The following is a 13,018-nucleotide window of genomic DNA, read 5'->3' on the forward strand; positions in this document are numbered from 1 at the left end:
AAGGCGCGCCCCACTTCGCGGGGGGAACCCTGTCGAACTCCCAATCCGAAAGGCACGGTACGGCATGATCAAGCCGGAATGGGGCACGAAGCGCACGTGCCCGAAATGCGCGACGCGTTTCTACGACCTCACCAAGGACGACCCCGTCACCTGCATCAATTGCGGGTATGGCTGGGAACCCGAACCTATTCTGAAGTCCAAGCAGCCGCTCGCGTTCGAGGTGGCCAAGCCCGATACGGCGAAGCCCGATGCGGACCTGGAAGGGGACGAGGAGGATATCGAGGCGATCACCGGTGAGGACGAAGAGCCCTCCGCCGATGACGAAGTCGATCTGGGCGGCGACGACGACCTGGGTGTCGAAGCGCCGACGAACGACGACGAGCATTGATTTCGGGGTGATTTGGCGAGCGGTGGAAACGCCGCTTGCCAAGCCTTCGGCGGCCCGCTAGTGGGCTGCCTCCCGCACGGAAATGGGGCCGTAGCTCAGCTGGGAGAGCGCTGCAATGGCATTGCAGAGGTCAGGGGTTCGATCCCCCTCGGCTCCACCATTCCCGATGCGATGACGCTCCCGACCGATCGGAGCGATGATCCAGAACGACCATAACGACCGCAATCTTGCAGGAATCAGCCCGCAAGCCGCGTCGTCGCGTCTGGTGTGTAAGCCCGCGGCCGAGCGTCGGTGCGCTGCCGATCATCGCCGCAACGGCGGATGACAGGCAGCACTGGCTCGCCCGATAGCGGCGTCAGGCAGGGCGACCCGACCCCAACCCGCCATCCGCACGTCCGTTGGGCACAGGCTTTCCGGGCTCGGCTGTCCTCCCCTCAGAAGCGACAGCCTGCACCCCGCTCCCCGCGAGCATCCCGTTCAGCGAATGACCCGTCATCCCGAGCTCGGCCATCAAGCCGTCGATCAGCGGTCCACCGACGCGGTAGCGCATCGCCGCCGCGACCGCGGCATCGGCGAGGTTGCCCTGCCCTGCGCCCGTCGTCGCATCCTGGCCCCCGTCGCCGTGCAGCCCGCGCGCGTCGAGGATGCTGATCTTGTCGATGTTCTCGATCGGCTTGGCGGCGGCGGCGATGATCCCCGGCAGGGCCTCCAGCATCGCCTTCCGCACCAGCAAGGCAGTCTGGGTGTCGCTCAGCAGGTTGGTCGCCTCGTTCAGCGATGCCTGACCGGCGGCATCGACCTTGAACGCCGCTTCACGACCCTCGGCCCGCGCCTTTTCGGCATCCGCCTGCGCCGTCGCTTCGGTGCGCAAGGCACTCGCGCGGGCCTCTGCCGCTTCCTTTTCGGCGGAGGCCGCGACGGTGATGCCGACCGCCTCCTCCTGTGCGCGCTGAGTCGCGGCGATGACGGCGACGTTCTTGTTCCGGTTCGCGATCTCGGTCGCCTTGGCGGTCGCGACGCTTTCCTCGGCGCGAACGGCGAGCGCGCGCGCCTCGTTGGCGGCGGCGGTCGCGGTCGATTCCTCCTCCGACTTCTGCGCGGTCTGCACCGCCGTGGTGATGCGCGCGATCTCGATCGTCCGGTCCCGCTCGATCGTCGCGGTCTGGATCGCGCCGTCGCGGGCGATCGTCGCAGTCTTGATGATCTTGTCCGCTTCGGTCTGCGCGACCGTCTGCGCCTGCATCGCGGTGATCCGCGCGATCTCGGCGAGGCGGGTCTGCTCGGCCTCCGCCGTCGCGATCGCCGTCGCCTGTTCGGCGCGGCGGGCGGACAATGTCTGCTCCTGCGTCAGCCGCGCCTGCTCCGCCGCCTGCGCGATCTCCAGCGACTGGTTGTTCGCCTCCAGATTGCGCTGTTCGATCTCGACACGATTGGTGGCGACGATATCGTTGCGGATCTTCTTCCGCTCCTCGATCGTGCGGGTCAGCACCGTCAGGCCCTCGGCATCGAAGGCGTTGTTCTCGTTGAAATGTTCGAACGCGGTCTGGTCGAAATGGGTGATGCTGACCGATTCCAGCTGAAATCCGTTCATATCCAGATCGGTCATCAGCGCCTCCTGCACCTTCTGGATGAAGTCGGCGCGGTTGGCGTGGAGGTGCTCCATCGTCATGGTCGCGGCGACCGACCGCAGCGCCGACACCAGCTTGCCGTCGAGCAGCGACTTCACCGCATCGGGGCTGTTGACCGAATCACCCAGCGTCTGCGCGGCGGCGGCAATCGATTCGGCGTCTGGCTTCACCTTGATATGGAACAGTCCGACGACATCGACGCGCAGTTTGTCGAGCGTGATCAGCGCATCCTTGTTCAGGCGCGACACCTCCAGCTTCACCGTGGTCAGGCGCACCTGCATCAGTTCGTGCAGCACCGGAATCACCATGATGCCGCCGTTCAGCACGACCTTCTCGCCGCCGAACCCGGTGCGGATCAGCGCCACGTCCTTGGTCGCGCGCCGGTACAGGCGGGTGAGGATGATGCCGATCACGACCAGCGCGAACAGGACGATGCCCGCATAGATCAGGACGTTCAAAATCGATGCAGGCACTTGGTCTCTCCCCCGATGAAAACAGCGCGATCTGGATCAGATCGCCTGAAGAAGCGTATTTTCGTCACCCAGCCCGAAGAACAGGGCGCGTTCGCGGCGGACGAGCAGCACCGTGGCACCCGATGACAGCGCCGCGTGATCGTCGTGCGGCTCGACCAGCACGACATGCGCCTGACCGTGGCGATCGACCACTTTCGCTCGCGCGGGCTGACCGCGACGGGCGGTCCCTTCCAGAATGGTGCCACGCAGCCGGAGCAGATCGTCCGTCGACACCACCGTGGTTTCGAACCCCGGCATTATCCGTGCGAGACCGTTGGCCGCCAATGTGTTGAGCGCGAGGCCCGCCAGTGCGGCCGCACCGCACGCCCAATACCACGGCAGCGCGGCCCCCGTCAGACCGGCGGCCGACTGCTGGATGATGATGCCAGCCATCGTGAAGCAGCCGAGCAGCGACGTCAGCCAGATCAGGATCGGCAACTCGCCTCCGAGGCCCAGCCAGTCGAGCACGCTGCCTTGCGCATCGGTCCCGAAATCGCCGTCGACATCCATGTGCCCCAGTCCCAGCCCGACCGCCTCGATCAGACCGATGCCGATCATCACCGCGAACGCGACGGCGAACGGCAGATACGCTGGTGTGAGGAACTGCTCGAGCATGGCCGGGAGGCTAACATGCGGCAAGAGGCCTGTCAGGCCGAACCGTACGCGATACCGCGCACCGGCCGAGCGTCGCTATGTCAGAGAGGAACCTGGTGCACCCGACTGGATTCGAACCAGTGGCCTCTGCCTTCGGAGGGCAGCGCTCTATCCAGCTGAGCTACGGGTGCCTGGAAGCGTCGCGCCTAGCAAAGCGCGTTCGGCTCCGCCAGCCCCTTCGCGCATTCACGCGGTCTTCGGCGGCGGCGTCTTGGGTTTGTAGGCGCACAGGTCGACGACCGGGCATCGCCAGCACTCCGGCTTGCGCGCCTTGCAGATGTAGCGGCCGTGCAGGATCAGCCAGTGATGCGCGTGCAGGCGAAACGGCTGCGGCGTCGCCTTGTCCAGCTTCAGCTCGACCGCCAGCGGCGTCTTGCCGGGAGCGAGGCCGGTGCGGTTGCCGACGCGGAAGATGTGCGTGTCGACCGCGAAGGTCTCCGCGCCGAACGCGACGTTCATCACCACGTTGGCGGTCTTGCGGCCGACACCGGGCAAGCGTTCCAGCGCCTCGCGGTCCGCCGGCACCTCGCCTGCGAAATCGTCGATCAGCATCCGCGACAGCGCGATCACGTTCTTCGCCTTGGTGTTGAACAGCCCGATCGTGCGGATGTGCCGCTTCAGCCCCTCCTCGCCCAGCGCGACCATCTTTTCGGGGGTATCGACCTCCGCGAACAGCGCGCGTGTCGCCTTGTTGACCGACGCGTCGGTCGCCTGCGCCGACAGCGCGACCGCGACGACCAGCGTAAAGGGATTGCGGAACTCCAGCTCCGTTTCGGGATGCGGATCGGCCTCCGCCAGCCGGCGATAGAATTCGACGATGTCGGCGCGCTTCATCGCATTTACAGCCCGAGCACGTCGCCCATCCGGTACCGGCCTGCGGGTTGCCGCGCGAGCCAGATCGCCGCCCGCACCGCGCCGCGCGCGAAGATCGAGCGATCCTGCGCGAAGTGCGACAACTCCACCCGCTCGCCCTCCGTCGCCAGGATCACGCTATGATCGCCCACGACGGAGCCGCCGCGCAGCGACGCCAGCCCGATCGTCCCTTCGGATCGCGCACCGGTCAGCCCGACGCGGTCGTCGACGCGCAGTTCGGACAACATGCTGCCCCGCCCCGCCGCCGCCGCCTCGCCCAGCAGGAGGGCCGTGCCCGACGGGGCATCGACCTTGTGACGGTGATGCATCTCGACGATCTCGATGTCCCAGTCGGGGCCGAGCCGCGCCGCCGCGTCGCGAACCAGCATCGCCAGCAAGGTCACGCCGAGCGACGTATTGCCGGTCTGGAGCACCGCGATCGACGCCGCCGCCGCGTCGATCGCGTCGTGCTGCGCGGTCGACAGCCCGGTCGTACCGATCACGATCGGCGTGCCCGCCACCACCGCCGCATCGAGGTGCGCGTCGAGCGCGCCGGCGGCGGAGAAGTCGACCAGCACGTCGGCGATCCGCGCCAGCGGCGCCGGGTCGTCCTGTGCATCCGCGCCACCGGCCAGCGTCGCGCCGGCTTCGGTCAGCGCATCGGCGATCGCGCGGCCCATCCGGCCGGAACTGCCATAGATGCCGATGCCCGTCACGACCGGACCGTCTGCGAAGAAAAGGGGTTCATCATGGGGCGGGGATTGCCACGGATCGCCGCACGCCGCCACGACCTCTTGCGAACATATTGAGAATCAAAGGTTGCCTCTACGGAATGACGGAGTACCGATAGGATGGGAATGTACAGCGGTTCATGAGCTGACGAAAAAGGGGCGTGACATGCAGAAGCCGGTGAAGCCCGAACCGTCGGCATGGAACGCGGACTCCGTGCTGGCCCGGGACGACCTGGTCGCCGCCGCCCGCCGGATCATCGCCGCGCGCCGCGCCCTGCAACAGGCACTGTCGGCCGATCTGACGCACGAACCGACGCTCGACATCCTGCTCGCGCTGTTTGTGGCGCACGACACCGGCCCGGTGGGCTTCCGCACCCTCGCTGCCGCGACGACGATCACGCTGCCGGGAATCGAGCGCTGGCTGCGCGCACTGGAAGCCGAGGACCTGATCTTTCGCCCCGGCAGCGCCGCCGCGCTGACGAACACGGGTCACGCGCGTGTCACTGCGGCGTTGCGCGGCGTCATCCGGTCGCAGATGACCGAACACTGGAGCTGAACCCGTGAAGACGTGTTTCATGGTGGCCGCGGCACTTCTCCTCGGCAGCGGCAGTTGGCATGCCGCATCGGCTGCACCGGCCCGGTCGGCGCGTACCGCGACGACGGCACCGCTGCGGCTGCCGGACATGCCGCTGCACGATCCCTGGATCGTCGCCGACAGGGCGAGTGGTACCTATCACCTGTTCACCCGTAACGAGCGGCGCATGTCCGGCGACGCGCGGATCGGCATCATGGCCTATACCAGCCGCGATCTGAAGAGCTGGACGCGGCCGCGAATGGTGTTCGCCCTAACAAAGGGCGGCTGGGCGAATGACGGCGCCTGGGCGCCGGAAGTGCACCGCTGGAAGGGCCGCTGGTATCTGTTCGCCACCTTCTACAATGATTCCGCACCGCTGCCCCCGAACGGCGCACGCAGGCCGGTGCGGCGGAGCACGACGCTGGCGGTAGCGGATCGCCTCGGTGGCCCGTTCATGCCGGTGCGCGGCAGCGAGCCGATCGTCGACCGGTCCATCATGACGCTCGACGGGACGCTGTTCGTCGATGCCGGCGGCAAACCGTGGCTCGTCTACGCACATGAATGGGTCCAGATCGGCGACGGCACGATCGAGGCGATGCCGCTGAAGGACGACCTGTCCGCCGCCGGCCCGCCGCGCGTCCTGTTCCGCGCATCGGAAGCCCCGTGGGCGAAGGGCGACGAACAGCCCGACGGGTCGAGAAACTTCGTCACCGACGGCCCCGAACTGTTCCGCACCCGGACCGGCACGCTGCTGATGCTGTGGTCCAGCTACGATCGCGACGGCTATGTGCAGAGTATCGCCCGCTCCACGTCGGGGCGGATCGAGGGTCCGTGGGAGCAACTGCCGCCGCTGGTGCGCGCCGACAGCGGCCACGGCATGCTTTTCCGCCGTTTCGACGGCACGCTGATGATGGTCCTGCACCGCCCGTTCAACAACGCGCGCGGCAAGCTCTACGTCATGCGCGACATGGGCGAGACGATCGCGATCGTGCGCGAGGCGACCGAACTGGACGGCGAGCGGACGACGGTGCGCTGACGCGACGCGGCAACAGGCGCTGTCCGACGACGGGTACAAAATATTAGGGGTGGGCGCGGCGCGGCGCCGAACCTACCCGCAGGCGGATATGGCGGCGACAGTGAAGAACGGCGTTTCGGCGCTGACCGAACGGGAGAAGCAGACGCTCCGCCTGATCGTTCGCGGCCACGACGCCAAGTCGGTCGCGCGCAGCCTGGGCCTGTCCGTGCACACGATCAACGAACGCCTCCGCGACGCCCGCCGCAAGCTGTCGGTTTCCAGCAGCCGCGAGGCGGCCCGCCTGTTGATGGATGCGGAGGCCGGAGTCTCCGCCACGCTGCACCCCTATTCCACTGCGGACACGGAAATGGGGGACGACGTCGCGCCGCCGGTGGACGATCCGGACACCGCGCCGATCGACGGCGTCGGGCCGGCAGTGCGCCGGCCGCGGATCATCATCGGAGTCCTCGTCATGACGTTCGTTCTGGGCCTGTTGGCCATCGCACTGCTCCCCGACCCCGCGGTCACCCCGCCCCGATCGCAAACCGCGGCCAGTGAAGGCGTCGACGCAGAGGTCGTGGCGGCCGCGCGCAACTGGCTGGTGCTGGTCGATGCAAGCAACTGGGACGAAAGCTACCGCGCGACCGGGTCGGCCTTCCGCAAGCTGAACACCGTTCAGGTCTGGGCGACGGTTTCGCAGAAAGTGCGCGTGCCGCTCGGGGCACTGGTGTCGCGCACCTTCCTCAGTCAGGAAAACCTGCCCGCACCGCCCTCAGGCTACGAAGTCGTGAAGTTCCGCACCAGCTTCGCGAACAAGGCCGATGTCGTCGAAACCGTCTCGCTCGATCGCGAAGGCGGCACCTGGCGCGTAGTCGGCATCACGATCGGCTAAGCCTCTACGGCGCGGCGGCCTTCTCCCGCCGCGCCGGTCCCATAGGAGAGTGGGATGAGCGACACGCCCGCGATCGTCATCCTGGCCGGTGCCGGCGCTTTTCGCCGAGTCCGGTTCGCCATCATCCGCTGTCCCGGCAGGCTGTGGAAGGGGCCTCGCGTCGATCAATAGTGGTAGTTCCAAATGTCGGTTTGCAACCTCCGCAAACGCCCAATCGCCGACATTCACCTGTTCGTCGTAAGCGAATACAGAAAGGCAACAGGAGCGGTCCAGCAGGACACGCGATCACGTTCTCGAAGTAGTGCTCGGGCTGCACCTTCGCGGGTCAGAGGTTGACGCGGATCTCGGAATATCTGCTCGAAAACGAGCAAACCGGTCGCGGTCGGCACGACGTGATACGCCATCGACGCTCTGACACCTACGTCCGTGTAGAATAGCACCGGAAGCCGCGTAGCTAAGCACCGTCCCGCAGCAGCCGCCCAGTGACGTCTATATTTGCCGGGGATCCAGACGCAGGTCCCCGACCAGAACGGTTCCTTGAGTTCGCCCAGCGATACCTCGCCATATATATATACCGGCGACCGGGCGCGGCTCGCCCAACGGGCACCTTGAGAAAGGATAGAGCCTGCTGCGTCGTCAAGCTGATTTACACCGTTCAGCAAATGTCAGCTATCCACCACGGTGCGACGTTGCCGAAAGGAAGAGCGGCCTGGCGGCAGTCGCCCAGAACCGGACGTTAGCGTATGGCCAGACTCAACGCCGCTGGCAGCGCAACGACAGCCACCGCCGCCTTGTGCTTCCAAGTGGGTGCCCCTGACTTCCGGAAGGCTAGGGCGAGAGCAAAAGCGATCCCGGCGAAAAGCAGGCTACCAGCGAAGATCAACTTGTCGGCTTCGCTCGTGCCTAGTGTGCGATAGACCACGGCAGCCGCAAGAAACTGGAGTCCGCTGAGGATCAGCAAGCCTGTGATAACGATGCGCGACGTGAATTCCCATGCGGCCACCGTCATAAAGCTGTCGTTCTGCCGCATAGCGATCCTCCAATGGCGTTGTATAAACCTAGACCGGAGCGCCCGCTAACCACCACTTCCGGACCTTCCGCCACCGGCGTATTCAACGGCCATGCCCGATACCCAGAACATCGTCATCCTCACCGGCGCCGGCATCTCCGCCGAGTCCGGCCTCGCCACGTTCCGCGGCCCCGGCGGGCTGTGGGAGGGGCAGCGCGTCGAGGACGTCTGCACGCCGCAGGCGCTCGCGCGCGATCCGGCGCTGGTCCACCGTTTCTACGATGCCCGCCGCGCGGCACTGGCGACGGTGGAGCCGAACCCCGCGCACCACGCGCTCGCACGATTGGACGCCGCGTGGCCGGGCGAGTTGCTGATCGTCACGCAGAACGTCGACGACCTGCACGAACGCGCCGGGGCGCGGCGGCTGCTCCATATCCACGGCGAGTTGCTCTCCGCACTGTGCGCCGTGTGCGGATCGCGGACCGGGCACCAGGGCGACCTGCCCCCGGGCAGCATCTGTACCGCCTGCGGAGCCTCCGCTCTGCGCCCGGACATCGTGTTCTTCGGCGAGATGCCGTATCACATGCCCGCGATCGAGGCCGCGCTGGCCGCATGCGACCTGTTCGTGTCGATCGGCACCTCCGGCGCCGTCTACCCGGCGGCAGGGTTCGTCCAGCTTGCGGACCATTACGGGGCGGACACGCTGGAGCTTAATCTCGAACCTTCCGCCGGCTCCACATCCTTCGCGCAGAGCCGGCACGGGCCGGCGAGCGTGCTCGTGCCCGCCTGGGTCGACAGCCTGCTGGGTTAGAGGCGGGTCGTGCCCGGATAGGCGAACAGCACGTCCGCGCCGTCCGCCAGCACGATCGTCTCCGCGCCCGTCACCGTCGCGCATTCGCCCGCCTTGAACGCAACGCCCGCGACCGATCCGGTGCCGGCGATCGGCACGATCCACGCGGTGTTGCCGCTTAGATCGACCGCATGCTCGCCGCCGCTCCAGCGTTCCAGCACGAATTTCGGCCCCTCGACCAGGATCGTGCGATCACCCGCCACCTTCCCCGGCGAGGTGATCGCCCGATACGGCGTCAGGTGCGCGACCGCCACGCCGTCGTCCAGATGCAGTTCCCGGTCGCTGCCGTAATCGTACAACCGGTACGTCGTCTCCGAATTCTGCTGCACCTCGATCAGCGTCAGGCCGCCGCCGATCGCGTGGATCGTGCCGGACGGCGCATAATAGAAATCGCCCGCCTTCACCGGCACCCAGTCGAGATCGCCCTCGATCGACCCGTCCTGCGCATCGGCGCGCAGCTCGTCGGCGGTCATCGCCTGCTTCGGCCCCAATGCGATCGTCGAATCGGGTTCGGCCTTCAGGATCGTCCAGCATTCGTCCTTGCCCCGCGGCAGGCCGCGCTTGTGCGCCTCCTCGTCGTCGGGATGGACCTGCACCGACAGCTTCTGGCTGGTGAACAGGTATTTGATCAGCAGGTCCGGGCTGGTGTCGCCCGGCTGCTGGAACCAGACCTCGCCGATCGGCTCTCTTCCGGGCGCGGCATCCTCGAAACCGGGGAACAGCGTGTGACGGCCCCAGGGCTTCTCGACGCGGTGGGTGTGCAGCAGGGTGGCGGGCATGAACTATCCTTTCGGGGGTCCGAACGTGTCGCGCGCGGACCGGATGCGCCGTAAAGCAAAAACACTGTTGCAGCGCCAGCGGCTGCGCTACAGCGCGCTTCGATGCGTACCCCCTCCTTTGTATCCGGGCCTCGCGCCCCGCTTACCCTCGCGCTGATCTGCGCCGCCGCGCTGCCGATCGGCGGTTGCGCCCGCACCACGGCCAAGGCGGACGTGCCCTATGTCGCGCGCGACGTCGGCACGTTGTACTCGACGGCGCGGAACCGGCTCGACCAGAGCCGCTACAAGGAGGCGGCGATCCTGTTCGACGAGGTCGAGCGGCAGCACCCCTATTCGATCTGGGCCCGCCGCGCGCAGTTGATGAGCGCATTCAGCTATTATCTCGACAAGAACTACACGCAGTCGATCCAGTCGGCGCAGCGTTTCCTGTCGGTCCACCCCGGCAACCGCGACGCTCCTTATGCCTATTACCTGATCGCGCTCGGCTATTACGAGCAGATCCAGGACGTGACGCGCGACCAGAAGATCACGCGTCAGGCGCTCGATGCGCTGGGCGAGCTGGTCCGCCGCTATCCGAACACGCGCTATGCGTCGGATGCGCGGCTGAAGATCGATCTCGTCAACGACCACCTCGCCGGCAAGGAGATGGAGGTCGGGCGCTTCTACGAAGTGCGCGGCCAGTGGCTCGGCGCGTCGATGCGCTTCCGCACCGTCGTCGAGCAGTATCAGCAGACGACGCACACGCCCGAGGCGCTGATGCGCCTCACCGAAGCCTATCTCGCGCTCGGCGTGCCGGAGGAGGCGCAGAAAGCCGCCGCCGTCCTCGGCCGCAACTATCCGGGCAGCGACTGGTATCAGCAGGCGTTCAAGCTGATGAAGGACAACCCGGTAAAGCAGGTCGCGGCGATCCCGCTCGGCCAGCCGATCGTTCCCGCCGGCACGCCCGGTGCACAGCCCGGCTCGCTGCCGGGCGACGCCGGCACCGGCACCGCCCCGAACGCCGCCCCGCCGCAGACGACGACGGGCGCGAACCCGACGCGGGGCACGCAGCCGACGAATTGATGCGGGCAGGAGCAGGGATGCTCTCCGCGCGACGCTGCACGACTGGGGCCCCGGGGCCTACCGGTGCGCGTCGCTGCATCCTCACGGGTCGTGGGCAATCCAGCCGTCACCTTCGACCTCATCGCGGGCGCCTTCGACCATAGAAGCCTGCACGGTGGCTCGCGCATAGCGGTCTCGACCGGCTGAGGGGTCGTTGCGCTGTACTGGCCCATATCCGCCGATCACGGTGACGATCGACATATCCACACACCTGTCGTGACCCTAACTCCGCATGGGCAATGATCGGCGCGCTGCTGCAACGTCTTGAATTCCTGAAGATTTCAGCAAGTACCGGAGCCTTAGGCCGAGCGGCGGCAAAGGACGACCACAAGACCCCCCTTTCGCGGACTCGCCACATTCCGGTTGCACCGGATAGTAATCGGCCGCACCCTTATCGTCCGCATTCTGGCGCGCCAGGAATGGAATTGGATAATGAATCCAAAGGGGGGAATGCCATGCTCAATGGTTCGCTGAATCAGGCGGATTTCTACAAGCTGCGTAAGTCGGACCAGAACGGCTTCAAGAAATTCCGCGTCGTGATGGTGCCCAAAGGTACGTTGCTTTTCAAGATGACGGCGGGCGTGGCTGCGGAGGGCCAATATGGCGTGAGCCCGTGGTGGTCTGCGGTGAAGCCGTTTCTGGACGACAAGGAGGGTGCGCTCGGCCGTCTTAACCAGGCCAAGACCAGGGGCATGGACATGTCGGCGATCGTGCGCCTCATGTCCTGCGTCTGCATCGATTGGAACGACCTGGATAATTACGTGCAGGTAAGGCTCAAGGTCGATACCCGCATCTTCTGGGGCACCTTCAACCCCATGCCGAAGTTCAGTCAGGAGCTTTGGAAGCCGGACTGGAGCAACCCCAACGAAGACAGTTCGGGCAAAAAGGCTTTAGCCAGGGTGAAGCTGATGAACCTGAAGGAAAAGCAGGCCGGGTTCAAGGTTCCGGATACTCTCGGCGGTGAAGAGGCTTGGCAGATGTACATCCCCAACCTCCGCGACGAGCATATCGAACGTGGTAGCGTGATCTCCGGCCACGACATGGCTACTCTGACTATGACGCTCGGATACTGATCGCCGGCCGTCGGGTCGACAGCACCGGCGTCGTCGCCGTTCGGTCGACCCGATTGTTGGCGTGGAACTTGGTGAATGCGGCACGTTCACGCGCACACCGGCGGGGAGCGCCAGAGGACGGCGCTCCCCGCTCCTCTCACCGCCCCTTCATCCAACGACAACAAGGTCGCATTCCCCCCTGCACTGGCCCTGTCGACCGAGACCGCCCGCCCGCCGCAGACGACGACCGGCGCGAACGCGACGCGGGGCACGCAGCCGAGGAAATGAGGGACGGGCCCGTGTCTCGCTGTCTCTCTATCCTCGCTACACCGTCATTCGCCGGGTCGTGAAGATCCGTGCTGCCGTGGCGAATCGAATAATGTTACCAGCGTAGGCATGGGCGATCAAATCTTGATGATCGCGCAGGATGAGGGTACGCCCGACGACTTCTGGTTGAAGTGGATCAGTGGCTGAAATACCTTTTAAATTGCCACGTGCTCAACTCTGTTGTTTGAATGGGTGGCATTTTGGATGCAGCCCTTGGCGCAAGAACCGAACCTTCCACTAACCACCACAACATGGCATTCAAACTGGCGATCGACCGGATGACTGCTCATGCCCAATTGCGGACGGCCAGACACTAAGGCAGGATGTCGGAATGATGCTGCTGCTGCTCTTCTACCTACCGGCGATGGTTCTCTGGTTGCCGGTCTTTGCATTCGCTTATTGGCGGACCCGTAGGAGCGGCATGCGAGGCTACATCTGGGCGTGGGCATGGGCGTTAACCGCAGCTGCTACCACCGCGATCCTCGGGTTAATAGGTTTTTTTGAAGACGTCTTAGGTTCCGTGTGAACGATGGACGCTTATGTCCGCCGTCCACCAACTAACGGCAGCCGCGATAGTCTTAGGGTCAGGACTCGTTGATCACAGCCAGAAGATGACGGTGGCAGCGAGGGCCACGGCGGAGAAGAAGGCGGTTG

General features: G+C 65.8%; 16 protein-coding genes and 2 tRNA genes. 10 read left to right on the plus strand and 8 right to left on the minus strand.

Going from position 1 to position 13,018, the window contains the following annotated elements:
• The first annotated feature begins 64 nt into the window (after nt 1-64).
• From AC0CH8_RS16565 to AC0CH8_RS16575, 3 genes are all read left to right on the plus strand, one after another.
• On the plus strand, nt 65-388 hold the full coding sequence (locus AC0CH8_RS16565) for a TIGR02300 family protein (RefSeq protein ID WP_204197420.1): 324 nt from the start codon (nt 65-67) through the stop codon (nt 386-388).
• A gap of 84 nt (nt 389-472) precedes the next feature.
• Nucleotides 473-548, plus strand: a tRNA-Ala gene (locus AC0CH8_RS16570).
• 36 nt (nt 549-584) lie between these two features.
• Complete coding sequence (locus AC0CH8_RS16575; RefSeq protein ID WP_465240841.1) at nt 585-713, plus strand: hypothetical protein; 129 nt, start codon at nt 585-587, stop codon at nt 711-713.
• Nucleotides 714-743: 30 nt separating this feature from the next.
• Here the strand turns inward: AC0CH8_RS16575 and AC0CH8_RS16580 are convergent, their stop codons facing one another.
• From AC0CH8_RS16580 to dapB, 5 genes are all read right to left on the minus strand, one after another.
• The gene (locus AC0CH8_RS16580; protein ID WP_465240842.1) at nt 744-2,489 is read right to left on the minus strand and encodes a flotillin family protein; all 1,746 of its coding nucleotides are present in this window, start codon (nt 2,487-2,489) and stop codon (nt 744-746) included.
• A 36-nt stretch (nt 2,490-2,525) separates the two neighbouring features.
• The gene (locus AC0CH8_RS16585) at nt 2,526-3,143 is read right to left on the minus strand and encodes an OB-fold-containig protein (protein WP_465240843.1); all 618 of its coding nucleotides are present in this window, start codon (nt 3,141-3,143) and stop codon (nt 2,526-2,528) included.
• A gap of 93 nt (nt 3,144-3,236) precedes the next feature.
• Nucleotides 3,237-3,313 (minus strand) — tRNA-Arg (locus AC0CH8_RS16590).
• Nucleotides 3,314-3,368: 55 nt separating this feature from the next.
• The gene (gene nth, locus AC0CH8_RS16595; protein ID WP_465240844.1) at nt 3,369-4,016 is read right to left on the minus strand and encodes an endonuclease III; all 648 of its coding nucleotides are present in this window, start codon (nt 4,014-4,016) and stop codon (nt 3,369-3,371) included.
• A gap of 5 nt (nt 4,017-4,021) precedes the next feature.
• Complete coding sequence (gene dapB, locus AC0CH8_RS16600; protein WP_465240845.1) at nt 4,022-4,750, minus strand: 4-hydroxy-tetrahydrodipicolinate reductase; 729 nt, start codon at nt 4,748-4,750, stop codon at nt 4,022-4,024.
• Between the two features lie 181 nt (nt 4,751-4,931).
• Between dapB and AC0CH8_RS16605 the strand changes: the two genes are divergently transcribed.
• From AC0CH8_RS16605 to AC0CH8_RS16615, 3 genes are all read left to right on the plus strand, one after another.
• Complete coding sequence (locus AC0CH8_RS16605; protein ID WP_465240846.1) at nt 4,932-5,321, plus strand: hypothetical protein; 390 nt, start codon at nt 4,932-4,934, stop codon at nt 5,319-5,321.
• 4 nt (nt 5,322-5,325) lie between these two features.
• Nucleotides 5,326-6,375, plus strand: a complete 1,050-nt coding sequence (locus AC0CH8_RS16610) for a glycoside hydrolase family 43 protein (RefSeq protein ID WP_465240847.1) — start codon at nt 5,326-5,328, stop codon at nt 6,373-6,375.
• An 88-nt stretch (nt 6,376-6,463) separates the two neighbouring features.
• Nucleotides 6,464-7,246 (plus strand): helix-turn-helix domain-containing protein, encoded by a 783-nt coding sequence (locus AC0CH8_RS16615; protein ID WP_465240848.1) that lies wholly within the window; start codon nt 6,464-6,466, stop codon nt 7,244-7,246.
• A gap of 736 nt (nt 7,247-7,982) precedes the next feature.
• Here the strand turns inward: AC0CH8_RS16615 and AC0CH8_RS16620 are convergent.
• Complete coding sequence (locus AC0CH8_RS16620; protein ID WP_465240849.1) at nt 7,983-8,276, minus strand: hypothetical protein; 294 nt, start codon at nt 8,274-8,276, stop codon at nt 7,983-7,985.
• 91 nt (nt 8,277-8,367) lie between these two features.
• On the opposite strand from AC0CH8_RS16620, the gene AC0CH8_RS16625 reads away from it, so the two are divergent.
• A complete protein-coding gene (locus tag AC0CH8_RS16625; protein ID WP_465240850.1) occupies nt 8,368-9,066 on the plus strand; it encodes an NAD-dependent deacylase in 699 nt (232 codons plus the stop codon).
• On the opposite strand, the gene AC0CH8_RS16630 is transcribed toward AC0CH8_RS16625, so the two are convergent.
• The gene (locus AC0CH8_RS16630; protein ID WP_465240851.1) at nt 9,063-9,884 is read right to left on the minus strand and encodes a class I mannose-6-phosphate isomerase; all 822 of its coding nucleotides are present in this window, start codon (nt 9,882-9,884) and stop codon (nt 9,063-9,065) included. The two genes, AC0CH8_RS16625 and AC0CH8_RS16630, sit on opposite strands and share 4 nt — an antisense overlap.
• A gap of 102 nt (nt 9,885-9,986) precedes the next feature.
• Here AC0CH8_RS16630 and AC0CH8_RS16635 point away from each other — a divergent pair, with 102 nt between their 5' ends.
• Complete coding sequence (locus AC0CH8_RS16635; RefSeq protein WP_204197328.1) at nt 9,987-10,946, plus strand: outer membrane protein assembly factor BamD; 960 nt, start codon at nt 9,987-9,989, stop codon at nt 10,944-10,946.
• 81 nt (nt 10,947-11,027) lie between these two features.
• Here AC0CH8_RS16635 and AC0CH8_RS16640 read toward each other — a convergent pair whose 3' ends face one another.
• Entirely contained in the window at nt 11,028-11,186 is a 159-nt protein-coding gene (locus AC0CH8_RS16640; protein WP_465240852.1) for a hypothetical protein, read from the minus strand.
• Between the two features lie 38 nt (nt 11,187-11,224).
• Between AC0CH8_RS16640 and AC0CH8_RS16645 the strand changes: the two genes are divergently transcribed.
• Together AC0CH8_RS16645 and AC0CH8_RS16650 are read left to right on the plus strand one after the other, a co-directional pair.
• Nucleotides 11,225-12,058, plus strand: coding sequence for a hypothetical protein (locus AC0CH8_RS16645; RefSeq protein ID WP_465240853.1), 834 nt, complete (start codon nt 11,225-11,227; stop codon nt 12,056-12,058).
• A 637-nt stretch (nt 12,059-12,695) separates the two neighbouring features.
• Entirely contained in the window at nt 12,696-12,890 is a 195-nt protein-coding gene (locus AC0CH8_RS16650; RefSeq protein ID WP_465240854.1) for a hypothetical protein, read from the plus strand.
• Nucleotides 12,891-13,018 lie beyond the last annotated feature (128 nt).

The organism is Sphingomonas sp. AC435 (assembly GCF_979253005.1).